Annotated in this window: 29 protein-coding genes; 20 read left to right on the top strand and 9 right to left on the bottom strand. The window is 35.1% G+C overall.

Annotation, left to right across the window (positions count from 1 at the left end):
• Positions 1 to 33 precede the first annotated feature (33 nt).
• The 5 genes from NSQ08_RS16590 to NSQ08_RS16570 all read left to right on the top strand — a co-directional run bounded on the left by NSQ08_RS16590 (position 34) and on the right by NSQ08_RS16570 (position 4,887).
• Positions 34 to 1,068, top strand: a complete 1,035-nt coding sequence (locus tag NSQ08_RS16590) for a nuclease-related domain-containing protein (RefSeq protein ID WP_340777021.1) — start codon at positions 34 to 36, stop codon at positions 1,066 to 1,068.
• A 124-nt stretch (positions 1,069 to 1,192) separates the two neighbouring features.
• Positions 1,193 to 1,762, top strand: a complete 570-nt coding sequence (locus tag NSQ08_RS16585) for a hypothetical protein (RefSeq protein ID WP_113769570.1) — start codon at positions 1,193 to 1,195, stop codon at positions 1,760 to 1,762.
• A gap of 220 nt (positions 1,763 to 1,982) precedes the next feature.
• Positions 1,983 to 3,710, top strand: a complete 1,728-nt coding sequence (locus NSQ08_RS16580) for an S-layer homology domain-containing protein (RefSeq protein ID WP_340777018.1) — start codon at positions 1,983 to 1,985, stop codon at positions 3,708 to 3,710.
• 166 nt (positions 3,711 to 3,876) lie between these two features.
• Positions 3,877 to 4,023, top strand: coding sequence for a BC1881 family protein (locus tag NSQ08_RS16575; RefSeq protein ID WP_002014405.1), 147 nt, complete (start codon positions 3,877 to 3,879; stop codon positions 4,021 to 4,023).
• A 108-nt stretch (positions 4,024 to 4,131) separates the two neighbouring features.
• Positions 4,132 to 4,887 (top strand): sulfite exporter TauE/SafE family protein, encoded by a 756-nt coding sequence (locus NSQ08_RS16570; RefSeq protein WP_340777013.1) that lies wholly within the window; start codon positions 4,132 to 4,134, stop codon positions 4,885 to 4,887.
• A gap of 320 nt (positions 4,888 to 5,207) precedes the next feature.
• Here NSQ08_RS16570 and NSQ08_RS16565 read toward each other — a convergent pair whose 3' ends face one another.
• The gene (locus tag NSQ08_RS16565; protein WP_002137765.1) at positions 5,208 to 5,408 is read right to left on the bottom strand and encodes a DUF3903 domain-containing protein; all 201 of its coding nucleotides are present in this window, start codon (positions 5,406 to 5,408) and stop codon (positions 5,208 to 5,210) included.
• Between the two features lie 142 nt (positions 5,409 to 5,550).
• Between NSQ08_RS16565 and NSQ08_RS16560 the strand changes: the two genes are divergently transcribed.
• Positions 5,551 to 5,964, top strand: a complete 414-nt coding sequence (locus NSQ08_RS16560) for an NUDIX hydrolase (RefSeq protein ID WP_002137764.1) — start codon at positions 5,551 to 5,553, stop codon at positions 5,962 to 5,964.
• A gap of 11 nt (positions 5,965 to 5,975) precedes the next feature.
• Here the strand turns inward: NSQ08_RS16560 and NSQ08_RS16555 are convergent, their stop codons facing one another.
• Entirely contained in the window at positions 5,976 to 6,653 is a 678-nt protein-coding gene (locus NSQ08_RS16555; protein ID WP_340777008.1) for an LrgB family protein, read from the bottom strand.
• Positions 6,650 to 7,015, bottom strand: a complete 366-nt coding sequence (locus NSQ08_RS16550; protein WP_000872360.1) for a CidA/LrgA family holin-like protein — start codon at positions 7,013 to 7,015, stop codon at positions 6,650 to 6,652. The genes NSQ08_RS16555 and NSQ08_RS16550 overlap by 4 nt, the downstream gene beginning before the upstream one ends.
• 151 nt (positions 7,016 to 7,166) lie before the next feature.
• On the opposite strand from NSQ08_RS16550, the gene alsR reads away from it, so the two are divergent.
• From alsR to NSQ08_RS16530, 4 genes are all read left to right on the top strand, one after another.
• Positions 7,167 to 8,075, top strand: coding sequence for an acetoin biosynthesis transcriptional regulator AlsR (alsR, locus tag NSQ08_RS16545; RefSeq protein WP_002014396.1), 909 nt, complete (start codon positions 7,167 to 7,169; stop codon positions 8,073 to 8,075).
• Positions 8,076 to 8,329: 254 nt separating this feature from the next.
• Positions 8,330 to 8,905, top strand: a complete 576-nt coding sequence (locus NSQ08_RS16540) for an FtsX-like permease family protein (protein ID WP_340777002.1) — start codon at positions 8,330 to 8,332, stop codon at positions 8,903 to 8,905.
• A 94-nt stretch (positions 8,906 to 8,999) separates the two neighbouring features.
• Positions 9,000 to 9,911 carry an ABC transporter ATP-binding protein gene (locus NSQ08_RS16535; RefSeq protein ID WP_002014392.1) on the top strand — a complete coding sequence of 304 codons (912 nt, stop codon included), beginning with the start codon at positions 9,000 to 9,002 and terminating at the stop codon, positions 9,909 to 9,911.
• Positions 9,904 to 10,851 carry an ABC transporter permease gene (locus NSQ08_RS16530; protein ID WP_002128553.1) on the top strand — a complete coding sequence of 316 codons (948 nt, stop codon included), beginning with the start codon at positions 9,904 to 9,906 and terminating at the stop codon, positions 10,849 to 10,851. Before NSQ08_RS16535 ends, NSQ08_RS16530 begins: the two co-directional genes overlap by 8 nt.
• Before the next feature lie 21 nt (positions 10,852 to 10,872).
• On the opposite strand, the gene NSQ08_RS16525 is transcribed toward NSQ08_RS16530, so the two are convergent.
• Together NSQ08_RS16525 and NSQ08_RS16520 are read right to left on the bottom strand one after the other, a co-directional pair.
• Positions 10,873 to 12,033 (bottom strand): M20 peptidase aminoacylase family protein, encoded by a 1,161-nt coding sequence (locus NSQ08_RS16525; RefSeq protein WP_340776994.1) that lies wholly within the window; start codon positions 12,031 to 12,033, stop codon positions 10,873 to 10,875.
• 88 nt (positions 12,034 to 12,121) lie between these two features.
• Complete coding sequence (locus tag NSQ08_RS16520) at positions 12,122 to 13,030, bottom strand: EamA family transporter (RefSeq protein WP_002137757.1); 909 nt, start codon at positions 13,028 to 13,030, stop codon at positions 12,122 to 12,124.
• 487 nt (positions 13,031 to 13,517) lie between these two features.
• Between NSQ08_RS16520 and ccdA the strand changes: the two genes are divergently transcribed.
• Together ccdA and NSQ08_RS16510 are read left to right on the top strand one after the other, a co-directional pair.
• Positions 13,518 to 14,225 carry a cytochrome c-type biogenesis protein CcdA gene (ccdA, locus tag NSQ08_RS16515; RefSeq protein WP_001152684.1) on the top strand — a complete coding sequence of 236 codons (708 nt, stop codon included), beginning with the start codon at positions 13,518 to 13,520 and terminating at the stop codon, positions 14,223 to 14,225.
• A 90-nt stretch (positions 14,226 to 14,315) separates the two neighbouring features.
• The gene (locus NSQ08_RS16510; protein WP_002014224.1) at positions 14,316 to 14,822 is read left to right on the top strand and encodes a CcdC family protein; all 507 of its coding nucleotides are present in this window, start codon (positions 14,316 to 14,318) and stop codon (positions 14,820 to 14,822) included.
• 134 nt (positions 14,823 to 14,956) lie between these two features.
• Here NSQ08_RS16510 and NSQ08_RS16505 read toward each other — a convergent pair whose 3' ends face one another.
• Together NSQ08_RS16505 and NSQ08_RS16500 are read right to left on the bottom strand one after the other, a co-directional pair.
• Positions 14,957 to 15,388 (bottom strand): DUF2621 domain-containing protein, encoded by a 432-nt coding sequence (locus tag NSQ08_RS16505; RefSeq protein ID WP_016100821.1) that lies wholly within the window; start codon positions 15,386 to 15,388, stop codon positions 14,957 to 14,959.
• A gap of 109 nt (positions 15,389 to 15,497) precedes the next feature.
• Entirely contained in the window at positions 15,498 to 15,794 is a 297-nt protein-coding gene (locus tag NSQ08_RS16500) for a hypothetical protein (protein WP_002033506.1), read from the bottom strand.
• Between the two features lie 253 nt (positions 15,795 to 16,047).
• On the opposite strand from NSQ08_RS16500, the gene NSQ08_RS16495 reads away from it, so the two are divergent.
• On the top strand, positions 16,048 to 16,626 hold the full coding sequence (locus tag NSQ08_RS16495; protein ID WP_002128548.1) for an AAA family ATPase: 579 nt from the start codon (positions 16,048 to 16,050) through the stop codon (positions 16,624 to 16,626).
• Positions 16,627 to 16,630: 4 nt separating this feature from the next.
• Complete coding sequence (locus NSQ08_RS16490) at positions 16,631 to 17,194, top strand: DJ-1/PfpI family protein (protein ID WP_033715015.1); 564 nt, start codon at positions 16,631 to 16,633, stop codon at positions 17,192 to 17,194.
• A gap of 13 nt (positions 17,195 to 17,207) precedes the next feature.
• Here the strand turns inward: NSQ08_RS16490 and NSQ08_RS16485 are convergent, their stop codons facing one another.
• Entirely contained in the window at positions 17,208 to 18,176 is a 969-nt protein-coding gene (locus NSQ08_RS16485; RefSeq protein WP_085960791.1) for a class I SAM-dependent methyltransferase, read from the bottom strand.
• A 181-nt stretch (positions 18,177 to 18,357) separates the two neighbouring features.
• Between NSQ08_RS16485 and hutP the strand changes: the two genes are divergently transcribed.
• The 6 genes from hutP (at position 18,358) to NSQ08_RS16455 (ending at position 25,087) form a co-directional block, all read left to right on the top strand.
• A complete protein-coding gene (gene hutP / locus NSQ08_RS16480; RefSeq protein WP_000926519.1) occupies positions 18,358 to 18,798 on the top strand; it encodes a hut operon transcriptional regulator HutP in 441 nt (146 codons plus the stop codon).
• Positions 18,799 to 18,900: 102 nt separating this feature from the next.
• Positions 18,901 to 20,418 carry a histidine ammonia-lyase gene (hutH, locus tag NSQ08_RS16475; RefSeq protein ID WP_340776976.1) on the top strand — a complete coding sequence of 506 codons (1,518 nt, stop codon included), beginning with the start codon at positions 18,901 to 18,903 and terminating at the stop codon, positions 20,416 to 20,418.
• 23 nt (positions 20,419 to 20,441) lie between these two features.
• Positions 20,442 to 22,100: a urocanate hydratase gene (gene hutU / locus NSQ08_RS16470; protein ID WP_061689961.1), complete on the top strand. Its 1,659-nt coding sequence runs from the start codon at positions 20,442 to 20,444 to the stop codon at positions 22,098 to 22,100.
• Positions 22,101 to 22,112: 12 nt separating this feature from the next.
• Positions 22,113 to 23,384 (top strand): imidazolonepropionase, encoded by a 1,272-nt coding sequence (hutI, locus tag NSQ08_RS16465; RefSeq protein WP_016100824.1) that lies wholly within the window; start codon positions 22,113 to 22,115, stop codon positions 23,382 to 23,384.
• Entirely contained in the window at positions 23,363 to 24,334 is a 972-nt protein-coding gene (gene hutG, locus NSQ08_RS16460; RefSeq protein WP_033709347.1) for a formimidoylglutamase, read from the top strand. The genes hutI and hutG overlap by 22 nt, the downstream gene beginning before the upstream one ends.
• A gap of 291 nt (positions 24,335 to 24,625) precedes the next feature.
• Positions 24,626 to 25,087, top strand: coding sequence for a CarD family transcriptional regulator (locus tag NSQ08_RS16455; protein WP_170935206.1), 462 nt, complete (start codon positions 24,626 to 24,628; stop codon positions 25,085 to 25,087).
• Positions 25,088 to 25,625: 538 nt separating this feature from the next.
• On the opposite strand, the gene NSQ08_RS16450 is transcribed toward NSQ08_RS16455, so the two are convergent.
• Positions 25,626 to 26,720 carry an NAD(P)-dependent alcohol dehydrogenase gene (locus tag NSQ08_RS16450; RefSeq protein ID WP_016100826.1) on the bottom strand — a complete coding sequence of 365 codons (1,095 nt, stop codon included), beginning with the start codon at positions 26,718 to 26,720 and terminating at the stop codon, positions 25,626 to 25,628.
• Positions 26,721 to 26,775: the final 55 nt, after the last annotated feature.

Below are 26,775 nucleotides of genomic sequence, written 5' to 3'. Positions count from 1 at the left end.
AAATAATCGGAAATGAAATAAAGGAGTAATAATATGGAGTATGTGCTAATAGGTGGGATTTTAATATTATTAGCTGTAGTGTTTGTACTGTTTTATAAAAATAAACAGTTAGAATCAGAGAGTCAGCAAGTAGAGTTTGAAAAGAAACAAGCGATTGAAACGTATGAAAATGAGATTGCAGCTACGATTACAGGGCATAAAGAACAACAGGATACTTTAAAGAATATGGAACAGAAAAAATATAATGATTTACAAGTGAATACAGCTAGAGAACTTGAAAATATGCGTATGATGAAAAATCAATTGGCTGTTCAACATAGTAAAGAACGTAGTGAAATGCAAGATAAGCATAGTAGTGAAATACATATGTTTCAAAATTTAATTGCGGATTTACGAGAATATACCAAAAATGGTGCTGAAGTGAATGCGCATGAAATATTACATTATATGAAGCGAGGTTTCGTTGAGAAAGGAATAATACTAGAAGAAGAGTTTCATGTTATACCGAACGTTTTTATGATACGCAATAAATATAGAGATAAACGTGACATAAATGATAATCGAATTCATCACCTTATCTTATGTAAAACAGGTATTTATCTACTTGAGACGAAAGAATGGACAGGGAAATTAATCCATGGCTTAACGAAAGAAAATGCGGGTATATATTCATTTATGATTGAGGAAATTGGTAAGTATCAACATGAAATTGAAAAAGAAGAGACATTTGAATTTATTACGGATGGAACTTCATTAACTTTGCAAGTAAGAAATGAAGGGAATCCAGCGTATAAAGCGAAAATGCTATCTCAAATTTTATATAATTGTTTGGAAGAAATGCAAGTAGATATTGTAAAGGGAAAAGTAAAACCAATTGTATATTTTGAAAATGAGAGTGGAAAAGAAGTTATTGATCTTTCTAATGAAGAATTGCCGAGATTTAAAGATAGAGAGGAAATTGTAACGTTTTTCAGAAATGAAGTTTTAACAAGTAAAGTAATATATACAGCACGAGAACTACAAAAGATTAGAGATATGATTGGCAAGATGAATTATGTTGCGAAGTGAAAAATAAAGTAAAACTTTAATTAGTGGGGGTTTATGGGCAACCCGACTTCTACCCTTTACAGCCGAATTTTGAGGTGGGAGTCTAACTGCCCGCAAATAGCGGGATAAAGTAGGTGTTATTTGGGTGGAGAAAGGTAAAAGCTCTATATTGTGGGGAATGTTGTACATTTATATTTGTTTGCATATATTAATGTACATTGCGTTTATTTTCGTTATTGATATGGTTCATGTGTCATTGAGTGTAATGAGTATTTTGGTGGTAGTAATGCCTTTTATTTTATTAGTTATTATTCAAAAGTCTATCTTACATGTTTCGGCAAGACGTGATAAAGGTAAGAAACAACTGTTCACTATAATGATGGTAGGTCTCATTCCATTGCTAGTATGCACCGTACAATTAAGTATAAATAAATACACTTCAAATTTTAATCAGGATCGGTGGTTAAATTATGAAGAAAAACGAGTACATATGGTAGATGACCTATTACAGGAGCATAAATTGATAGGGAAATCAAACGAGGAAATTACAAAATTGTTAGGGGCCCCTACGAAAACAAGCAGTTTGGAAACGGGAATTACTACACTATACTATCTTGGGAATGAACGTGGTTTCATTCCTATAGATAGTGAATGTCTTGTTTTGCAATTTGATAAAGATGGTAGAGTTATAGAGTATAAGGTACAACGAGATTGAAATAGTGAGAGGAGAAGCTATATCTTTTATAGCTTCTTTTCTATATTCCAATATAGAAAAAGTAGGCAAATAGTAGTCATTCCTATCTATACGAATGAGATAGAGTTTGTAATATTGTAAAGGGTTATTTAGTTTAGAAGTCTGCTAGATAGCCTTAAATATTTTAGATTAGGGAGGGAAGTTAACACGAATTAAGATATAAACGTGTTAAATAATTAGTATGAAAAAAGAATTTTATAATGTTTTAGCTGCATCAATTGTATTTAGTATGGTAACGATTCCAAGTTTTTCCTATGCAGACACAGTAGAAAAGACCGTAACAATTTCAACAGACGAGCAAGCATTAAAAAGTATTGAAAGCCATATGAAAGATGAAGATGGACGTGGAGAGAGCAAAGGAATAACAAATGAAGTACAAGGAGATTTTTTTGTACATATAATAGGTTCAGCATCTTTATTTGATTCTGCTGAGTTACAAAAAGCGACAGGTGTTCAGCTTTCTAATCAAGTAGTGAAAGCCGAAAAACAAAAAGGAAACGCTTACTATATACAAACAGAATCTGGAGCTGGGTGGATACAAAGTAGTGAAGGAAATGTAGAGGTTAAGGAAGTTTATCACTTGGCAAACGAAAAGTTAGTAATTAATGAAGAGATAGCTACATATTCCGCACCATTTAATTCATATAAAGACGAGAAAGTGTTACAACCGCAAACAATTATTGCAATTGGACAAGTTGGAGAGTGGTTCCAAGTCCAAATAGATAATGAGGTGAAATGGATTTATTCACCTTCAGCAAAATTTGAGGGTACAAAAGCATCTCTTATTCAAAGCACAACTCCAACTCGTACGAAACGTGCAGCGGTTATGTATACTGCACCAATAGAAGAGAAAACAGCGGATATTTACGTTGTACCATTAAAGGAAATGATTGTACCAACAGGTAATGAAAATATTCGTCCAGGTTATGCGATGAAACCAAAATACATTACAATTCATGAGACAGATAATTATAGTGTTGGAGCAAATGCTAGAAACCATGCACAATATTTATACAGTCAAGCAACAGGAACGACTGACCGTTCAGCATCTTGGCATTTTACAGTAGATGATAAAGAAATTTATCAACATCTACCATTAAATGAAAATGGTTGGCATGCTGGAGATGGATCAGAAGGAACCGGTAACAGAGAATCAATTGCAATTGAAATTGCTGTCAATCAAGATGGTGATTATAATAAAGCTGTGGAAAATGCTCGCAAACTAGCAGCCTATTTAATGGGGGAATTAAATATTCCTTTAGAAAATGTGAAAAAACATCAATTTTGGAGCGGAAAGAATTGTCCGGCCATTATGATAAGGAATAATGCGTGGGAGCCATTTTTACAGGGAACGAAAGCTTATTATGATGCGAATCATAAAGATGATATAACTGGCGGTTGGTATGAAGCAGATATTCGTGAATTAGATAAAAGAGGTATTATGGTTGGAGACGGTAAGGGTTCTTACTGGCCAGAACGTCTTGTAACACGTGGTGAATTTGCGAATTTAGTTTCAAGATCATTGCAATTACCAGAGGGGAAATCGAATTTCAAAGATTTAAGCACAGCTCATCCATCGCTAGTAGATGGTATTAATCGTGCAGCTAGTGCTGGGATTATAAGTGGACGAGGAAATGATATATTTGCTCCGAATGATACGATTAAACGTGATGAAGCTGTCATTATGATTGATCGTGCATTGCAATTCAAAAATATTAAAGGTAATTTAGTTCCATTACCATTTACGGATCAAAATTTAGCGTATGATAAACAGGCGGTTCAACGTGTTTATGGGCTAGGTATCGTAAAAGGGAATGAGAATAATGAGTTTATGCCAAAAGGTTCTGCAACACGTGGGGAATCGGCAGCATTTATTAATAGAATGTTAAAAGTAATAGAGAGTAAATAATGGAAAGGCATTCGCTTTGGCGAGTGCTTTTTTATTTTTCAATATGTTATAGAAAGGTGATGTGAATTTTGACTGGAATAAGGAATGAAAGCGGAGGTGATGCATATATTTAGATGCATTGGGTAGTTTTTTGTAATTTTGTATAAAATGAAAAGGAGGTAGGACGGTGAAATCAATACCGACTGAAGTCCTGAGTAAGGAATTGATGGAAAGAGAAGGGGTTATATCTATTACAGTGATGGAATTTGAAAAGATAGAAGTGGCCGGAGTAGTTGTTTCTGGTCCAGCTGTTATTTTAATTAATCAAGATTAAGTACATATTATCAATAAAGAAAAGTAGTCAGAGCATCCGCTTAGGGTGCTTTTTGTTTGTATGGAAGTGTGTATATGATAGATAATTGGGATATTGGAGGGGAATTATGTGGCAATTATTATAACAATGTTATTAATGGGAGTTTTATTAGGATTTGTCGGAGCAGGGGGAGCAGGATTTATCATCGCGATACTCACTCTAGTATTCCATATCCCTATTCATGTTGCTCTTGCAACATCTTTAACTGCGATGGCATTTACGACATTATCTGGAGTAGTAAGTCATTACCGAGAAGGGAATGTTGTGCTTGTAATAGGCGGAGTTGTTGGGGGATTTGGCGCGATTGGTTCCTTTATTGGTTCAAAGTTTGGTTCGTTAATACCAGCACATCTGTTGCATTGGTTTACAGCTGGTATGTTATTTTTATCGGCAATTTTTATGTTTATTCGGTTGATTATGTTTCAAAAAAGATCACAGTTGTCTTTAAAAGGGCATAAAGAACTTTCGAAAGATAACGTGATTAAATGTATATTCCTCGGATTGGTGACTGGAATTTTAGCAGGTGCATTTGGTATTGGCTCAGCACCTTTTATCCAACTCGGATTAATGGTTCTATTAGGTTTAACAATCCGTCAATCTGTAGGGACGACAATGCTCGTTATATTACCAATCGCAATTGGAGGTGGGTTTGGATATAGTTCGGAAGGGTATTTAGATTATGTATTATTAGTACAAGTTTTAATCGGGACAATGTTAGGAGCATATATAGGAGCTAAGTTTACAAATTATGCACCTCGCATGCTTCTAAGATTTTCGATGATTATGACACCAATATTAGCTGGATGTATGTTGTTAGTAGATTAAAGAGAATATATAGAAATCTATTAATATATTTTACGAATGAATTATGTAAGTAATTCATATTTCTCATATAAAAGGATTTGCTTTAATATAATGAGTATAAAGTTCGAGTATTCGAAGTATTACTTGAATTATATCCCTATCCCTTTTCTAAAAATGCGAACAAGTTTTGCCCTATTCTATTCAATAGTTTATTGTATAGAAATATATTGTTCGATGACCATTATGGAACGCACATAATGGGTAAATCCCGATCCTTAAAGAGGATGCCCCTAATCTTCATGTGAAAATATGATCGGATAAGAAAGCTGGCCAATTTATGGTCAGCTTTCTTTTTGTTCAATGAGTAAGTCTTCTTTAATTTCTGTTTGCAATAATAAAGTTTTTCCGAAGCGACGTTTACATTCAGCTCGTACTTTTTGAATGGCTAGTAGCTGAGAAGTAGCAGGCACTGTGACAATGGCTTGCCGAGGTTTTCGGTTTTCTTCACAAAAAACACATTCCACAACATATTTAGAAATCATAATTTCATCCTTCCGGTTTGAATTTCTAAGAAGGGACTGCTCATGAAGTTGATGTAAACTTTCGGCATCTTTTTACTTATTTCCTCTTTTTTTCAAAGGGGAAATAAAAAAGAAGGTGAATTTTAGTAGGGGAGGGATGTATATGGAGAGATGGATAGGTACGGCAGCTATTTGTATGAATGAAAGAAATGAAATTTTAATGGTATTGCAAGGAAAAGAAGGGGAAGAAAAAAGGTGGTCTGTCCCAAGTGGAGGACTTGAAAAGGGAGAAACACTAGAAGAATGTTGTATCAGGGAAGTTTGGGAGGAAACAGGCTACAATGTGGAGGTTGTAAATAAAATATACGAAAAAGAAGGTATTACATACGGGATTCCGGTGTATGTTCATTATTACTTTGTTAAAAAAATAGGCGGTAATATGAAAATCCAAGATCCGGATGAGTTAATACATGAGATTGATTGGAAAGGGATACATGAAGTTGGAAAATTATCATTAGCTTTTCCAGAGGATTACGAGCTAATATACCGATATGTAAATAAAAAAGCAAGTGTGTAAATACTTGCTTTTTAGTGTATCCAAGATAAGAAAAGTGGAACGATAACTAAACTAGCTCCAGCTGTTAAAAGCATTGATAAACTTGCAATTGTACCTTCTACAGGACCGATTTCAAATGCTTTTGATGTTCCGGTCCCATTCGAGCTAGTACCTAGCATTATACCTTTTGCGAGCGCTGTTTTAATACGGCATATGCGTATGAGTGTAGGACCGAATAACGCTCCAGTTAAGGCAGTTAATACAACGAAAACTGCTGTTAATTGTGACATGCCGCCAATCATTTCTGAAATAGCCATTGCAATAGGTGTTGTTACAATGTGCGGTGCTAAACTTTGTTCTATTGTAGAGTCAATTTGAAAAAAATTAGCTAGTAGTGCGGAAGTAATAACAGATAGAAAAGAACCGACAATGACATTAATTAAAATAGCAGTGCCGTGTTTTTTTAATAGATCAAAATGTTTATAGATTGGCCATGCGAAAGCAACTGTTGCAGGTTTTAATAATTCTGTTAGCCAATGACTACCAGATTCGTAGGTTTCGTATGGTGTATCTAATCCAAGTAATAAAGCTATTAAAATGATTGGGCATACAAGAAGGGGAGAAAGCAGACTCCAATTCCAGCGTTGATACATTTTTTTAGATACCCAATATGTGAATAGTGTTAATAGTAAACAAAGAAAGCCGATCATTGTGTTGATCCTTTCCGCTTTAATAGCAATTCTGTTAAAAGTCCTGTTACGAGAGTAACACAAAGTGTACTAATCACGATAATTAAAATGAGATCGATTCCATATTGTGATAATGTATCTTTGTAACGAATGACAGCGACTGCAGAAGGGATGAAAAATAAAATAAGTTCTTTTAATAAAAAGTCTGCACCGTCTTGTATCCATTCTTTTTTCACTATATTAAATTTTAATGAGATTAACAATAAAAAAATACCGATTATACTTCCTGGAACTGGGAGGTGTGCCTGTTTTGCAATCCATTCACCTGTCCAAGCGAAACAAAATAATAATAAAATTTGTCCGCTTAACTTCCACCATTTCATACAGTAACCACCTCTTTGTTTTTTACATAAAAATTGTAAAAAAGAATTAACAATTTCTACTATACGTTCATTCGAAATATTTGTCTAATATATAAATTATATGTTATTAATATATTAGATGTATTAATCGAAAGTGAAAAGGGTGTCCAAAATGGAATTACGGCATTTGCAATATTTTGTTGTAGTGGCAGAGGAATTACACTTTGGACGAGCAGCTGCTCGTTTACAAATGACACAACCACCGCTTAGTCAACAAATTCAGCAATTAGAAAAAGAAATGGGAGTTATGTTATTTTCAAGAACGAAGAGAAAGGTTGAATTAACAGAAGCAGGAGAAATGTTTTTAAAAGAAGTAAAAAAAGCGTTTGAACAAATTGAAAAAGCAGTAGAAGTTGCACAAAGTGCTCAAAGGGGAGAAGTTGGATCACTTTCAATTGGTTTTGTAGGTGCGGCGATATATGATATTTTACCGTCAATCGTCAGAGAGTATAGAAAGAAATTTCCGAGAGTGTCTGTAGCATTACATGAATTGTCCACACCGGATCAGGTGCATGCACTTCATGATAATCGAATTGATATTGGATTTTTACGTCCGCCAATTCCAACGCAATTACTTGAGTTAGAACCAATTCAAAAACTTTCATGTACGTTATGTTTACCGAAGGCACATCCTCTTGCTGAAAAGGACGAAATACATATCGAAGATTTAAGGGATGAACCGTTCGTATTTATTACGAGACCAGTATGGCCAGCGTTATATGATACAATTTTATCGCTTTGCCGTGATGTAGGTTTTAGTCCGCACATTGTACAAGAAGCAACGGAGTATCAAACTGTTATGGGGCTTGTAGCGGCAGGTATTGGAATTACGGTAATACCTGTATCCGCAAATAAATTGTATAGAACAGAAGTTGTATATAAAGAGTTATGTGATTCTAATTTTGTTGCAGAAATGTCAGTGGCTTATAAAAAAATGAATAACAATCCAGAGTTGTTAGAGTTTTTGAAAATTGCAAGAGAGAAAAAAAGGATTGAAGTGGAAGATGCGAAGGTTGAATAGTTGATGAAGTTACAAGGCAGTCATGATAATTAAGTTATATAAATATTCACCTCGTTAAACAAAAAACGGAAATGTAACTAAAGTGCATTTCCGTTTTTTGTTTTTTTGTTCAATGCTAAAGAGGTAAATATGCTTGGTTTCTAGGACTAAAGGCTTAGTAAAGATTCCGATTGAAGTGCGATGTTTAAAATGTCATATTCTTATACACTAGTAGTATAGAATGCGTATGTTATGAAGTAAGGTAGGGGGAAATTATGTCTTTATTTCGGTTAGCGAGAAAAAATATACAAATATTTGCTACCAAAAGGTTAAAACAATTTATGTGGATTGCTATGAATACAATGATTTGTTTTTTTATGATATCATTCCGATTTAATGAAGCTGTAATAAGTAAAGCGGAATATACACCTATGTTTGTAAAGTGGTTTTATGCTATGTTTCTATTTATAGTTTTTGTGTGTATTTTCGTTACATATAAAATGACAACCTCTCTTTTACAGGTAAGAAAAGAGGAGTTTAAATCGTATGAAGTAGTGAAGATGACAAGAAAAGAAATGTTATGTTTATTATGTCAGGAGCAATTATTAACTTACGGAGGAGCTTTTGTTTTCGGATTAATTCATGGTATGTTATTTTTGAAATTATTTATTATTATTTTTATGAAAGCAGTAGGAATCCAAGGGATAACCAATGCACCGATTACGATGTATGCGGTAGTGATAACAGCAGTTGTTATGATAACCGTCATTATAATATCAATGTGGCAATGTTGTAGGTTTACACAAAGGTTAAAGGGTGAAAAGTCATATGAAACGAGGAGAAAGGCATGAGAAATCATGGCTTTTTCTTCATTTTACACATGTTATTAATCATGATACAGTGGGAAGAACTGAAAAAAAGAGTTAAGAAGAAAGGTTGTATGGAATGATAAATGAGCAAGCGATCGTAAAAGTTGATCGATTAACAAAGCGAATTGGTTCAAAGACGTTAGTAGAAAATATTAGTTTTGAAGTGAAAAAAGGTGAAGTAGTTGGCTTATTAGGACCAAATGGTGCTGGAAAAACGACATTAATGCGAATGATGGTCGGAATGATCCGTATGACAGAAGGGGAAGTATGGATTGATGGTCAATCTGTAAAACAGCAATTTGAAAAAACTGCTGCGAAAATTGGTGCTGTAATTGAGACACCAGAATTTTATCCTTTCTTAAGCGGCTATGAAAATTTAACATATTTCGGACGAATGAATGGGAATGTGACTGAAGAGCGTATCGATGAAGTAGTGCAATTGTTAGGAATGGGACAAGTAATTGACCGTAAAGTAAAAGCATATTCACTCGGTATGAGACAGCGTTTAGGAATTGCTCAGGCACTTATACATAATCCAGATGTATTAATACTAGACGAACCGACGAACGGATTAGATCCTAGTGGTATACATGAAATGCGGATGTACATAAAGAAAATTGCGCATGAACAAGGAAAAGCTGTCCTTGTTTCTAGTCACTTACTCTCAGAAGTTGAATTAATGTGTGACAGGGTTATTATTATTCAGCATGGAGAATATGTCGCAACACAAAATATTCAAAGTGATAAAAAGGAAGAAACAGAAGAAATACATATACGTGTAGATGATGCGAATAAAGCGGCAGAGGTTTTAGAATACGATGTTTTAGTAAAAGAAAACGAATTAATTATAAACGTGAAAGATGAAGAAGTTCCAAATATTCTTCGTACATTGATGGAGAAAAACATTCAAGTTTATCGTGTATATGAAGAAAGAAAAACGCTAGAAGAGCAGTTTTTAGAATTAACAGGAGGAAAAGATATTGTTTAATTTAGTTTATAACGAGCTGTATAAAATATTTAAGCGAAAGCGAACGATTATTCCTTTTGCAGTTATTGCGGTATTAATTATTGGATTAGGATGGGTTACGGTAAAATATTTAGAGCCAGAAACAAAAGGGTGGAAAGCGGATTATACAGAACGCACTGTAGAAATTGAGAAAAAGCTCGGCATGAAAAAAGAAGATATTTTAACAGAAAAGTCAGGAGACGAGCTTGTAAAGGAATACCAGCTTAAAATGAAGCATTTAGATACGAATACAGCGCCAGCAAGTAGTTCTCCGCTTTCATTTATGAGAGATACAGGTTTTATCGTATTTCCAATTTTACTTCCGTTTATTCTCGTATATGCGAGTACGATTTTTGCGAATGAATATAGCTGGGGAACATATAAATTTTTAACAATTCGTCCAGCGAGCCGATTTAAAATTTTAACATCTAAGTTTTTGGCAATCGTTATATTTGCGGCATTATTATTTATATTTAATATGATTTTTTCCGTATTATGCGGGTTGATTATTTATAAATTCCAACAACCAGCTTGGGCTGAATTTGTCGTTCAAAATGGAAATATAATAAAACAAAATATTTTCGTAGAAGCAAGTAAATATTATATTTTATCTTGGTTACCAACTCTTGTGTATGCTGCATTTGCCTTTATGATTTCCGTTTTAACGAGATCGAGCGGAGGTGCAATCGGGATTTCTTTATTTCTTGCATTATCAGGGGGAATAGCGCTAATTCCGGCAGCAAGATATGAATGGGCGAAATATTTATTACCAGCGAATACAGATTTATATGGGCTTTTAAAGGGTGGAAGCTTTATTGATGGAGTAACATTCCCATTTGCTTCTTGTATGCTTCTTCTATACTTAGCTGTATTTTTAGGGGTTTCCTATACTGTATTTATAAAACGAGATTTAACAGCATAAGCAAAAGCCGTTAAGGGTAACTTAACGGCTTTTTGTTTGTAATAATTGATGAATAGCTTCTTCGGCTAATAGGGCGAAATACTCTGCGCTAATAGGCAATGCTTTTTCATCTACTGTAAAAGCTGGATGATGCCATTCATGTGTACCACTTGTTCCCATAAAGACGAATGAACCTGGTATTTCTTGTTGGTAAAAAGAAAAGTCTTCTCCTGCCATTGATGGTATAGGAGAGATAACGTTTAGATTCATTTTCTCTGCAATATGAATAGAAAAATCAGTGAGTACTTTATCGTTTTGAACAGCAGGAGGACCTGGGTAAAATCGAAATTCTGTTTTTACACCTAGTGCATCAGAAACACCTTTAATGATACGTTTCATTAATGCCGGAATCTTTTCACGTGTTTCAGCTTGGAATGTACGGACAGTTCCTTCTAATATTGCTTTTTCGGGAATAACGTTCCACGTATTCCCTGAATGAATGTTTGTTACACTTACGACAGCGTTATGAGAAGAACTAATATTTCGGCTTACAATCGTTTGAAGTGCCATAACGATTTGAGATGATGCAACGATAGGATCGACACCGGCATCAGGCACAGCTGCATGTGTACCAACACCATGGATTTCAATTTCAAATCGATCAACTCCGGCCATTAGTGGCCCATCTTTAATGCCGATTGTACCTACTGGTAAATCAGGTTTATTATGCATACCGAAAATAGCTTGCACGCCACGTAAATGCCCAGCTTCAATAACTTTGCAAGCGCCATTACTACTTTCTTCAGCTGGCTGGAATATAAGGCGGACAGTTCCGTTAAGAGAAGATTCTTTTTCCTTTAATAAATAGGCTGCACCAATAATAGTAGCTGTATGAAAATCATGCCCACAAGCATGCATTTTACCTTGTATTTTTGAAGTGTATGGAAGGTCTGTTTCTTCCTGGATAGGAAGGGCATCGATATCAGCACGAAGCGCTACAACCGGTCCTCTTTTATTACCAGAAATTTCAGCGATAACTCCTGTTTCTAAATTGGAATCAATAATAGTGATATTGGCCTCGTCTAACCAATTTTTTATCGCTTTTGTCGTTTCAAATTCTTCGTATGATAGTTCTGGATTTTCATGTAAATGCCGACGAATGGAAATAAGTTTTTCTGTTAATTGATCAGGAATAGATGCCACTTATTATGCCCTCTTTCTTAAGTGAAGTATTTGTATTAATTATACAATAATAAAAGAGAGGATTCTCAAATGAAAATCCTCTCTCGTTTTATGCGGCAACTTTTTTATGAGTATGCTGTTTTTTATAACGTCCACGCATTGCGTATGCAATTTGCGGAATTGCGATACCGATTAAAATAAGTGATACACCGATCCATTGTGAAGATAGTACAGCTTCTTTTAAAACGAATACAGACATAATTGTTGTAACTGGCAGTTCTGCTGCACCAAGAATAGTTGCTAATCCAGAACCGATTTTTGGAATGCCAATTGTAAAGGCAATAGATGGAATAACGATACTAAATATTCCTAATCCTAAGCCGTATTTCCAAAGGCCTTGAGAGATCGCCCCATTAAAAATAAATGTTGGCGGGAATACGATCATGACTAAAGTTAAAGCGCCAGCCATTAAAAGGACACCACGTGGTAAAGAAGGTACTTCAACGGCAACTTTCCCGCTTACGAAAATGTATGTTGCAAATGTAACAGCAGATAATAAGCCTAAAATGATTCCAGTCGTATCGAAATCACCAGCTGATGTTTCTAATAACCCACTTGATAAAAATGTACCTGCAAGTAAGAAGATTACTGAAATAACTTTTTCTCTTGAAGGTAATGTTTTTGTTGCGACTGCTTCAATGATAATCCCAACCCAAACGAACTGGAATAAAAGTATAATTGCAATAGAAGCTGGTACAGTTTTTAAAGAAGCGTAATAAAAAATTCCAGTAAAACTTGCAGACGTTCCTGCGACGAATAAAATTAACATTTGTTTTAGTGGAACACGATGTCTAGAAAATAGAAGTGTAATAGCAAGTAAAATAATCCAACCGAACAAATACTGGCTACCAATTACCTCTCCAAGTGAAAACCCTTCTGCATATGCAAGTTTAACAAAAATAGCTAAAACCCCATAACTACACGCTCCTAATAAAACTAAAAGAGAATAACGAAGCATGAAAAATTCCTCCCATCTATATGAAATTGTTCCGTAACGGACATATATAACTAGAGGGAAGTATACAAAATTAAAAATGAAGGGTCAAATGAAAGAAAAGTGCAAAATTTTATAGAATAATAATAAAAGTATGATATTTATGCATAATCTTGAAATTAATAATAATTAAAGTATTGTAAAATCAGCTTTATGTTGTATAAAGACAGCATTTGAAAAAAAAATTTAAGGCCAATAGGTGTGAAGTCAATTATAATGTGCTAATCATTTGAGAAACTGTGGAACCTTTGTTATGTTAGTAACAATTAGAAAGAGTTTCATAATTCAATTGAGATTTTTCTATATAATAGAAGGGAATGAAAACGTTTTATTAGAAAATGTGTGAAAGGGTAGTTTTTCTTATTGTCATGTTGGAAAAGTGAATTCATGAAATGTCCATAGTATTTTCAATTGTTTTTGCTACAATATTGAAGAGGAGAGGAGTGGAATAATGCAAGATATTAGTATTTTTTTAGCGTTTGGAGCTGGGTTCTTATCATTTATATCCCCATGTTGCTTACCGCTTTATCCGGCATTTTTATCATACATAACAGGTATGTCGGTTTCTGAATTGAAAGAAGAAAATGCAATGCTTCGCAAAAGAAGTATGATACATACAGCGTTTTTCTTACTTGGTTTTTCAATTATTTTTATTGCAATTGGATTTGGTACAAGTTTTATTGGAGGCATCTTTACAAATTATAAAGATTTAATTAGACAGTTAGGCGGTATATTTATCATCGTGTTTGGTCTTATTATTGTCGGTGTGTTTAAACCGAAGTTTTTAATGCAAGACCGTAAATTTACGTTTAAAAATCGTCCGAGTGGTTATTTTGGTTCAGTTTTAATTGGATTGGCTTTTGCTGCTGGATGGACACCTTGTACTGGACCTATATTAGTGTCTGTAATTGGATTAGCTGCAACAAATCCAGAATCGGCAATGATTTATATGATTGCTTACATACTTGGATTTGCTATCCCGTTTTTCGTACTTTCATTCTTTATTACGAAAATGTCTTGGATTAAAAGAAATAGTATGAAATTCATGAAGATTGGAGGATACGTTATGATTGTCATGGGTATCTTCCTATATTTTAACTGGATGACGAAAATTATCGTATATTTCTCAAGTTTATTTGGTGGTTTTACCGGTTTTTAGTATTATTCTGTGAAAATGTTGGAAATACTAACGGAAAAGCATATAATAAAATTATATTTTGCATATAGCCACAAAAAAGGATGAGAAAATATGAACATAGTTCTGTTATCAAGTATCGTTGCTGTTTGTATGGCTGTCGGTGCGATGTTTATTCGTTTAAAAGCAGCTAAGAAACCTGCAACATTGAAAAAAATTATACTTCCCCCATTCTTTATGAGCACGGGAGCGTTGATGTTTGTTTTTCCTGAATTTCGATTAACTCCAGCAGAAATGTTAGAAGCAATTGGCGTCGGTTTGTTTTTCTCTATTTTTCTTATTAAAACATCTAAATTTGAAATTAGAGGACAAGAGATTTATTTGAAGCGTTCAAAAGCATTTGTTTTTATACTAATTGGATTACTTGTCGTGCGGATTGTATTTAAAACATACTTAAGCCAATCTCTTGATTTAGGACAACTTAGTGGTATGTTCTTCTTACTTGCGTTTGCAATGATCGTTTCATGGAGAATTGCAATGTACCGTTCCTTTACGAAATTACAAAAGGAAATGGAAAAAGAAGACGGTTTTTATAACGAAAAAGATATGAAATTAACGTGAAAATTGTACATGTATAAAATAAAAAATACAGCGTCTTTGACGCTGTATTTTTTATTGGTATTGTTAGCACCTTCTGTCCCAACCACGACGTATAAAATGTAACTTGTCGAAAATAGGAAAATAAAAAATGAAGATTATTTTGCAAGTAAAGATTTGTAATTTGAATAATCAATCTTTTTTTCTTGTAGTTTTTTAACTAAAAATTTATGATCACGCTTTGGTGTGGCGATGATATATCCTTTAATAATTAAATCTTGTGTAATTTTAGAGGCATTTTCTTGTAATGCTAGTTCTCCGATTTTGCCAGCAATTTTTGACTTAGCAACATCGCGAAATAATTCCGGAACGGGACTTACTAGTTCTTCTAACAATTGTTTTTGTTCGTCAGCCCATAAGTGTCTTGTTTTATTAATATAGTGATCTTCCCAATCCAAAATGGACATACCGTCTTCTTTTGGTAACCGTTTTAGGAATTTTCTGAACATGAAATATCCACCAATGGACATAAGCCCTAATAATACAACAGTCCAAACGACTATAAACCAACTAAACCATCCTTCAAGCAATTGTATGCCCTCCTTTAACGAAAGCAATATTTTGTATTTTATTTATATTATAAGCAATGAGATTCATAGAAAGCAAGAACGCTTGATCATTTTGACCAAGCGTTGTGATTTAAACGAAGTATAGTTGTTCAACACATAAAATATCATTGTCATTTTCTACATATTCAATGATGAGTGTGCCAACTTTACGATCTTTATCTTCAGTTGTGAAAATAGAGTAAGAAGTAAAACGTGTTGTTGATAGGCCGCTTATATGTGTAGGTAAAGGAATGTAGTCGTTATCGCGGAAGAATTCCATCAGTTCAATATCTTCAAATTCTTTTCGGTCAACTTGTTTGTTTGTATAGCGGCGTTGAAGTTGTTTTAAAGATGCATTCCAAGAAATTGCTTTTGTGTCGTATACCATTGTTCTATCTCCTTACTGTATGTAATTATTAAGAACATACGTTCTAATCTAGTATACTCTTTTTATAAGAAAAGGGAAAGCAAAAAATAATGTAAGCTTGGATTTCCAAGCTTACATTATTTTGCGTCCGTCATAATCTCTATTTTTTATTATAAGTTAGATAAGAATAAGAAACAAGATGATATATATCTTGTTGATAGTTTTCAAAATTCTGTTTATTATTTATGTAATACAGTACAAGGGAATGAGAGGGATGACATACGTAATTTCACTCCAAGGACCGATGGCAAGTGGGAAAACAACATTGGCAAAAAGGTTAGAGCAATATGAGCTTTCAATTATATACGAAAATCCATATCCAATTGTAGAAAAAAGAAAAGAATTACATTTAGATATGAACTCAAAAGAGGGGTTTATTACAAATCAAAAAATGTTTATTGAAGCAAAAATAAAAGAGTTTCAAAATGTGAAAAGCTCAGTCGTGATTTTTGATCGTGGACCAGAAGATATTGAATTTTATACACTCTTTTATCCGAAGATGATAGGGAAAGAGTGGGGTATAGAAACAGAATTAAAAGATGAATTGTATAAATTAAGAGAATGCCGTTCGGATGCAATTTTTTATTTAGATGTTTCGAAAGAGAGTTTGTATGATAGGAGAAATAATGATAGGACAAGAAATCGAAGTACATTTGAGGAACAATTTAAATTAGTAGAAGTTGAAAAAGAATGGTATAAACAATTTCCCGTAACTTATGTGGACACTAATATATTATCAGTGGACGAATTAGAGGCATATTTTATAGGGTGGCTAAGGGAGAAAAGGCTATGAAAAAATATTATTATTCGTATATCCGACATTTGCAGAGTTTGAAATAACGGTAGCAACAGCATTGCTGAAAAAGAAATATGAAATCATTACAGCGGGTTTAACAAAAGAAATGATTATAAGTGAAACAGGCTTACAAGTACAGCCGCATATAGAATTAAGTGAAGTGCGTGTAGAAGAATATGAGGGGATTATCATTCCGGGCGGAGATGAAATACATATGAAAGAGGCGAAACTGCTTTTTTCAGTTATTCGTCAATTTTCTGAGCAAGGAAAATTAGTGGCAGCGATTTGTGCTGGACCGTATGCGTTAGCAAGGGCAGGTTTACTAAAAGAAATCTCTTATACAGTGACTATAGATTATCAAAAATTAGATTGTTTTCCAGTAGAAAATTTTGTGTATACAGAAGTTGTACAGCACGCAAATATTATTACAGCACAAGGACATGCATTTGTGCCATTTGGACTAGCGATTGCCTCCTATTTTGGAGTAGTGAATGAACATAATACAAATTTTTATAGTGGAAATGGCAATATAATGATGGAGAATCTTTTACCGGAAAACGTGTAAAAGCTAGCGAATGCTAGCTCTTTTCTTTTTTACATCGATAAATCACTAACGTTTTCGGATCGCGCCATATACCGTTATGAAATGATAAATCATTTTCTATTTCTTCTTTTAGCCATTCCTTCATTTCGGTGTGAAGGGACATATTATCAGGTATATTCAGCGACGGGAACATGCTAGAAATATAGTTAACGATTGGAGTGGCATGATGAAAAACAAGGGCATTATGAATAATTGTTTCTTCAACAGTTGAAAAAACAGAGTGTAATAGATCTTTACCATTTTCTAAACAAAATGGAGCTACTGACGGTGATGTTTTCGGTAAATCAAATGTGACTAACATTTTGTTACACATTTCATCTATACGAGGTAATGAAACTTTAGAATTTGTTGTAGCTAAAAGGGCGCCGCCAGGACGAATTATCTTATGGAATCCTTGAATAGTTTTTTCGACATCTTTCATGTGGTATAACATATGCCTTGCGATTAGCAGGTCATAACAATTAGCTTCGAAAGGAAGTTTACTAGCGTCACCGAGTTTCCATTCAATCATATTATTCGTTATAGCAGCTTCAGAAAGCATAGTTTCGGATTGATCAAAACCAGTTAGATGACCTTTATGACCATTAGTTTGCAAAAGGGAAAGAAATTTTCCGTTAGCACACCCGACCTCTAATATTTTTTCTTCACCTTGGAGTTGTAAATGTTCAATGACGACTTCATCTACATTCACTTGTTTTTCTTCGTAATGTTTATGCGTATCGATACGTGTTTGTAAATGGTTACTTACGTTGTATTGGCGTTTTACATCATTCATTTTTTCACATTCCACCTTTATGCAAAATTGCTGAATCGCATGTGTTAATACATCTGTTTTATTTAAACCTTCGTAATGGAGTGCGTCTTCAAACCTTGTAAGTAATTTTTCTTCAATTCGAAAATGAATATCTTTTCGCTTCGCCACTGAAATTTCGCCCCTTTGCATCTGTTAGTGAGACTATAGCACGTCTGAAAAAAATCTGTAAATAAATTGTGTACACAAGTACAAGTATGAGAGGGATAAAAAATTGCTTGAATAATATTTTAAACTATTGACGATTTAACCGTTTTCATATATTCTTAAATTAAGTAATATTCAAATAATTCAAAAGAAATGAGAGAGTCACATGCTTCTTCAAGGAACACATCGAATTGGTCGTATGGCCATGCTGTTGGCACTTGCGGATGAGAATGAAAGTCCCGTATTATCTATTCCGAAAGGTTGGAAATATTGTACTGGGAAAGTTGGTTCTATGAATTCGCAAAAAGTAGTAGCAGCAATGGAAACAGCGGCTAAGAGCAACCGAGTTATTGAAACAGATGTTTACAGAGAAACACATGCACTTTATCATGCAATTATGGAAGCTTTGTACGGAGTGACGAGAGGTCAAATTCAGTTAGCAGACGTTCTTCGTACAGTAGGACTTCGCTTTGCGATTGTGCGCGGTACACCATACGACGGAAAAAAAGAAGGCGAATGGGTTGCTGTTGCACTTTATGGAACGATTGGTGCACCTGTAAAAGGATCTGAGCATGAGGCGATTGGTTTAGGAATTAATCACATATGATTTGCCCATAGTCTATTAGTTAGAAGGGGGCCTTATTTTTTAGGACAGAAGTCTGTCTTAAAAAGATAAGGTCCCCTTTTGCCTTTATAAGGAGGAAAAAGAATGATTACGTTAACAGGACACATATTGACAGTTGAAGAAATGAAGAGGTTGTTACTTGAAGGTGAAGGTGTAACAGCTTGCCCAACTAGTATGCAAAAAGTGGCAGAGTGCCGCGAAGTTGTCGAGAAAATTGTAGAGGACGGAAAAGTCGTTTACGGTATTACAACTGGATTTGGAAAGTTTAGTGATGTACTTATTCAAAAAGATGATGTAAAAGCACTTCAACACAACTTAATTCAGTCACATGCGTGCGGAATAGGCGATCCATTCCCTGAAGAAGTATCACGCGGTATGTTAATTTTACGAGCTAATACGATGTTAAAAGGAGTATCGGGTGTTAGACCACTTGTTGTAAACATGCTTCTTGAGTTTGTAAATCGTAAAATTCATCCAGTCGTTCCGCAACAAGGATCACTAGGAGCGAGCGGTGATTTAGCACCTTTATCTCATCTTGCTCTCGTTTTATTAGGTGAAGGTGAAGTGTTCTACAAAGGAAAACGAGTTCATGCGATGGTTGCTCTTACAGAAGAAGGACTTGAACCTATTGAACTTGAAGCAAAAGAAGGTCTTGCGTTAATCAATGGTACGCAGGCAATGACAGCGCAAGGGGTTCTTTCTTATATAGAAGCTGAAGCAAGTGCTTATCAATCAGAATTAATTGCATCGATGACAATGGAAGGATTACGCGGCATTATTGATGCATTCGATGAAAATGTTCATAAAGCGCGTGGTTATAAAGAGCAAGTCGAAGTGGCAAGCAGAATTCGTGATATTCTTCATGATAGTAAACTTGTGACAAAACAAGGAGAACTTCGTGTACAAGATGCATATTCACTTCGTTGTATCCCGCAAGTTCACGGTGCTTCTTGGCAAGTTTTAAATTATGTGAAAGAAAAATTAGAAATTGAAATGAATGCAGCAACAGATAATCCACTTATTTTTGATGGCGGTGAAAAAGTAATCTCTGGTGGTAATTTCCACGGACAACCAATTGCATTTGCAATGGACTTCTTAAAAGTAGGGATGGCGGAGCTTGCAAATATTTCAGAGCGCCGTATTGAACGCCTAGTAAATCCGCAATTAAATGACTTACCACCATTTTTAAGTCCAGAACCAGGACTTCAATCAGGTGCCATGATTATGCAATATGCAGCGGCTTCACTCGTTTCAGAAAATAAAACGTTAGCTCATCCAGCGAGTGTAGATTCAATTCCGTCTTCAGCTAACCAAGAAGATCACGTAAGTATGGGAACAATCGCTTCACGTCATGCGCATCAAATTATTCAAAATGCAAGACGTGTTCTTGCAATTGAGATGATCTGTGCGATGCAAGCAGCAGAATATCGCGGAATTGAAAACATGAGTACAGTTACAAAAACGTTCTATCATCAAGGTCGTCAGCAAGTGCCTTCTATTACAAATGACCGTATATTCTCAACGGATATTGAAAATATCGCGCATTGGTTAAAAACGAATTATTCAATAAAGGAAAGATTGGATGTAAATGCAGCACTATAAAACGAGAAAAGGGAGAGATTGAAATGGAAAAAGTACAACAAACAATTCGTGCGACAAGAGGTACTGAGTTACAAACGAAAGGATGGGTTCAAGAAGCTGCACTTCGAATGTTAATGAACAATTTAGACCCTGAAGTAGCTGAAAAACCAGAAGAATTAGTTGTATACGGCGGAATTGGCCGTGCAGCTCGTAACTGGGAAAGCTACCATGCAATTGTTGATTCATTAAAAACGTTAGAAAGCGATGAAACGTTACTTGTTCAATCAGGAAAACCAGTTGCAATTTTTAAATCACATGAAGATGCGCCTCGCGTTCTTTTAGCGAACTCAAACTTAGTACCGAAGTGGGCGAACTGGGATCACTTCCGTGAACTAGAGAAAAAAGGTCTTATGATGTACGGACAAATGACAGCGGGTAGCTGGATTTACATTGGGACACAAGGGATTTTACAAGGAACATATGAAACATTTGGTGAAGCGGCACGTCAACATTTCGATGGTTCATTAAAAGGTACTGTAACGGTTACTGCTGGTTTAGGTGGCATGGGTGGCGCACAACCGCTTGCTGTAACGATGAACGGCGGTGTTGTAATTGCTATTGATGTAGATAAGCGTAGTATCGATCGTCGTATTGAAAAGAGATATTGTGATAAGTATACAGAATCATTAGAAGAAGCATTGGCTATTGCAAACGAATATAAAGAGAAGAAAGAGCCTATTTCAATTGGATTATTAGGTAATGCAGCAGAAATTTTACCTGAGTTAGTAAACCGTAATATTATCCCTGACTTAGTTACGGATCAAACTTCTGCCCATGATCCATTAAACGGTTATATTCCAGTAGGTTACACAGTAGAAGAAGCAGCGAAGCTTCGTGAAGAAGATCCAGAACGTTACGTACAATTATCAAAAGAAAGTATGAAAAAACATGTAGAAGCAATGCTTGCAATGCAAGAAAAAGGCGCGATTACATTTGATTACGGAAATAACATTCGCCAAGTTGCTTTCGATGAAGGATTAAAAAATGCTTTCGATTTCCCGGGATTCGTTCCAGCATTTATCCGTCCATTATTCTGTGAAGGAAAAGGACCATTCCGCTGGGTAGCACTTTCTGGTGATCCAGAAGATATTTATAAAACAGACGAAGTTATTTTACGCGAGTTCGCGGATAATGAGCATTTATGTAATTGGATTCGTATGGCACGTCAGCAAGTTGAGTTCCAAGGTCTTCCATCACGTATTTGTTGGCTTGGTTATGGCGAGCGTGCGAAATTTGGCCGCATTATTAATGAAATGGTGGCTAATGGTGAATTATCAGCACCGATCGTTATCGGCCGTGACCATTTGGATTGTGGATCAGTAGCATCTCCAAACCGTGAAACAGAATCTATGAAAGACGGTAGTGATGCAGTAGCAGACTGGCCAATTTTAAATGCATTAATTAACAGTGTAAACGGTGCAAGCTGGGTGTCTGTTCATCACGGTGGTGGCGTTGGTATGGGTTATTCACTTCATGCTGGAATGGTTATCGTTGCAGATGGAACAGAAGCAGCAGCAAAACGTATTGAACGCGTATTAACTTCTGACCCTGGTATGGGTGTTGTTCGTCACGTTGATGCTGGCTATGACTTAGCGGTTCAAACTGCGAAAGAAAAAGGCGTTAACATCCCAATGATGAAATAAGGAGGAAGAAACATGCTGGACACTTTACTAATAAATATCGGTCAATTACTAACAATGGATCAAGAAGATGGCTTGTTAAGACGGGAAGCGATGAATACGCTTCCTGTTATTGAAAACGGTGCGGTTGGAATTGAAAATGGTGTAATTACTTTTGTTGGAACAGCGGAAGAAGCTAAAGGATTACAAGCGAAAGAGGTTATTGATTGCGGCGGGAAAATGGTGTCTCCTGGTCTTGTTGATCCGCATACTCATCTTGTATTTGGTGGATCTCGTGAAAATGAAGTCGCGCTAAAACTACAAGGAGTTCCGTACTTGGAAATTTTAGAACAAGGTGGAGGTATTCTTTCAACTGTAAATGCAACGAAACAAGCGTCGAAAGAAGAACTTGTTCAAAAAGCTAAATTCCATTTAGACCGTATGCTATCTTTCGGAGTTACAACTGTAGAAGCGAAGAGTGGTTACGGATTGGATGATGAGACAGAATGGAAACAATTAGAGGCAACTGCACAATTACAAAAAGAGCATCCAATTGATTTAGTTTCAACATTTTTAGGTGCTCATGCAGTTCCGAAAGAATATAAAGGAAGATCGAAAGAATTTTTACAATGGATGCTAGATCTATTACCAGAAATGAAAGAGAAGCAATTAGCTGAGTTCGTTGATATTTTCTGTGAAACAGGTGTGTTCTCTGTAGAAGAATCAAAAGAATTTTTATTAAAAGCGAAAGAGCTTGGCTTTGATGTGAAAATTCATGCAGATGAAATCGACCCTCTTGGTGGTGCGGAAGCAGCGGCTGAAATTGGTGCAGCATCAGCGGACCATTTAGTTGGCGCTTCTGATAAAGGAATTGAAATGCTTGCAAACTCTAATACAGTAGCGACTTTATTACCAGGAACAACTTTCTATTTAAATAAAGAAAGTTTCGCACGCGGCCGCAAAATGATTGATGAAGGTGTTGCAGTTGCTTTAGCTACAGACTTTAACCCAGGTAGCTGTCCAACTGAAAACATTCAGCTTATTATGAGCATTGCGATGCTGAAACTGAAAATGACACCAGAAGAAGTTTGGAATGCGGTAACAGTGAACTCATCTTATGCCATTAATCGAGGCGATGTAGCTGGGAAAATTAGAGTTGGTCGTAAGGCGGATTTAGTTTTATGGGATGCTTATAATTACGCTTACGTACCGTACCATTACGGCGTAAGTCATGTAAATACAGTATGGAAGAATGGGAATATCGCATATACAAGAGGTGAACAATCGTGGAGCACGGCCACTATTTAAAGAAAAATGCAAAGTTTATCGATCGGGAAGTGACGAAATGGAGCGAAATGATTAAAGATTGGGAGGAAGGCGTAGAAATATTCGGTGCTGCCTTAATTGGAGCACCCCTTTCTAAACCATCTATTAGTCATTCCGGAGCATGTTTTGCACCAAAAACAATTCGTTCAATGTTGGATGCATATAGCACGTACGCAATTACAGAAGAACACGATATGAAAGAAAGTGTTCTTCATGATTGTGGTGATATTACGATGCATGTGACAGATATAAAAGAGAGTCATAACCGAATTGCGAAAACAGTTGGTCACTTGACGAAAGTAAATCCGAAAATGATACCAATCGTTCTTGGTGGTGACCACTCGATTAGTTTTCCGAGTATAACTGGTTTTGCAAATAGTAAAGGGAAGGTCGGTATTATTCAATTTGATGCCCATCATGATTTACGTAATTTAGATGATGGTGGTCCATCAAATGGTACACCGTTCCGTAGTTTGCTAGAAAATGATGTGATTACAGGAAAACAGCTCGTTCAAATTGGGATTCGTAATTTTTCAAATGCACGAGCGTACCATGAATATGCAAAAGAGCATGGCGTGACAGTGTATACAATGAAAGATGTAAGAGAGCGAAAAATAAAAGATCTTATTTCAGAAAGTATTGAAGTATTAAGAAAACAAGATGTGACTTCTATTTATATTTCTCTTGATATGGACGTACTAGACCAAGCGTTTGCGCCGGGCTGTCCAGCAATTGGCCCTGGTGGGATGGATAGTACAACTTTACTTGATGCAATTGAATTCCTTGGTAAAGAGCCACTCGTTCAAGGGATGGATATAGTAGAAATTGATCCAACTCTTGATTTTAGGGATATGACGAGTAGAGTAGCTGCGCAAGTGATTATGAGTTTTCTTTTAGCGCGAGAAACGATTAGTAAACAGGTTAGTATATAAGCGAAGGATCGTGTGTGAAGTTTTGAAGCAACCGTTTTTGTCATTATATAAAAATACATCGCTACTTATATGTAGTGATGTGTTTTTTTGTTTTACAAGGTATATAAAATTGGAGAAAATGGGTGTGGAAATGTAACAAAATCGCGGGTTTTTTAGTGTTTCTGTACAGCTTGAATTTTTATGTGTAAATAAATTGACATAGAAAATAATTTTGTGATATTATAAAAATTTTGCTAAAAAAATAAATGTGTGTTAAGATTGAGAAGGTTACCATATATGGAGGTGGATTATTTGTTTCAAATTGGCGATAACATCGTTTATCCAATGCACGGAGCAGGTATAATTAAAGCCATAGAAGAAAAGGAAATCTCAGGAGAAAAAAGACAGTATTATGTTATAAAAATGTCGGCTAGTAATATGGAAGTAATGATTCCTATGGGGAAAATATTGAGTTCAAATATACGACCAGTTACAGATATAAAGGCATTAACAAACATAATAGATATTTTTCAGCATGGGGAATCAGATAGATTACTTACGTGGAAACAAAGGTATAAATTGAACACTGATAAAATAAAAACGGGTAAAATACAAGAAGGTGCTGAAGTTGTACGTGATTTATTACGTATGCAGAAAGAAAAAGCACTTAATGCAAGCGAAAAGAAAATGTTAGATAACGCACATGAATTTTTGATTAGTGAGCTGGGATTAATTGAAGGTATCACAGAAAATCAAATAAAAAGCTTTTGTTAAGATTCATTGTAGATAATGTATTACATCCCAAAAAAGATCTTGAATTTTTTGGGAATATAATTATAGAAAATCAATCATTTCAAAGACATTCAACTCTTTCAAACCACTTTTAGAGCATTAACCTCTTTTGTTATTACTACAATTTAATCCATTTTTATTTTTTAATTTCTTTTACGAATGTTCGAAGTTTAATTAAATAACTCGATAAAATAGTTACTTGATTTTTGCAATCCTGATTCACACTGGCACGGACGAGGAGCCGTAAGGATGAAAGAGAGGTAGGGCTTTCATTGTTTTAGGTATATAAGTTATTATTTTTAGAAGAATACTGAACCACTCCCACTTCTATTGTTAAGAGATTTTCCATATGTGAGGAGATAATAATTGTTTATTTTCTTTATTTAAAAGAGATAAACGAATTGTTAGCCTTATATGGTCAACTAAAAAAGGTTTCCTACTTAGGAAACCTTTTTAATTTTATTTATTCCATTTCAGGATATTTTTGTTTTGTTAGTTATCGGGAAAAAGTAAACAAATGTTACTCCATTACGATAATAGGTTTAATCGTTTTTCCTGTTTTAGAATCTTCAAATGCTTGAGCAATTTCTTCAAAAGAATAGAATTGTACAAACTTATCGAATGGAAATAGTCCTTTTTGATAGAAATTAATTAATTTTGGAATGAATAGTTGCGGTACTGCATCACCTTCAACTACCCCTTTAATTGTAATAGCTTTTACGACAATTTCATTTGTTACGTTTAAAGTTAAATCCTTTTTACCAACAGCAACAGTTGCCATTGTACCTTTTACTCGTAAGCATTGAATGGATTGCAGTGTAACAGTATTTACGCCAGTTGTTTCAAAGGAGTAATTAGCTCCACCGTTTGTAATTTCTTTAATTTTGGCAACTGGATCTTCGTTTAAGCTATTAATCGTGTGTGTAGCCCCTAATTCCTTCGCTAATTCTAAACGACTATCATGAATATCAATGGCAATGATTGTAGTACATCCAGCAATTTTAGCTGCCATTAAGCCACTAAGGCCAACAGCACCGGTTCCAAATACAACTAGGCTACTACCTGGTTTTGGCTGTAATGAATTTAGGATCGTACCGCTACCAGTCATAATTCCACAACCAAGTGGTCCTAACAAACGTATATCAACATCTTTTGGTACTTTTACAGTATTATTCTCATTAACAACGGCATGGTATGCGAATGAAGATTGGCCGAAGAATTGAGAAATGTCATTATTGTTAAGATCGTGTATAGGTGTTACATGGCGTTTGTTTTTTCCAGAGAAGTTTAATTCAATCATGTTTTCGCAAGCAGCAGCATTACCATCTAAGCAATTTTCACAATGACCACAGTAAGAAAATCCAAGTACAACATGGTCACCAGGTTTAACCGATGTTACATTACTTCCCACTTTTTCCACGATACCAGAACCTTCATGTCCTAAAACAACTGGTTTTGGTGTTGGCATTGTACCGTCTAAAACTGTTGCATCTGTATGACATATACCCGAAGCGATAATTTTTACTAATACTTCATCGTCTTTAATATCGTTTAAGTATACTTCTTGCATATTAAAATCTTTTTCAGGTGTAGAAACGATAGCTTTTGTTTTCATTGTTATCCTTCTTTCTAAAAATTAAATAAGAAAAAATACTTTCAACTATCTAGGA

Origin of the sequence: Bacillus sp. FSL E2-8887 (assembly GCF_038007205.1) — a bacterium.
Classification (GTDB): domain Bacteria; phylum Bacillota; class Bacilli; order Bacillales; family Bacillaceae_G; genus Bacillus_A; species Bacillus_A mycoides.
This window is presented reverse-complemented; position numbering and strand designations above follow the sequence as displayed.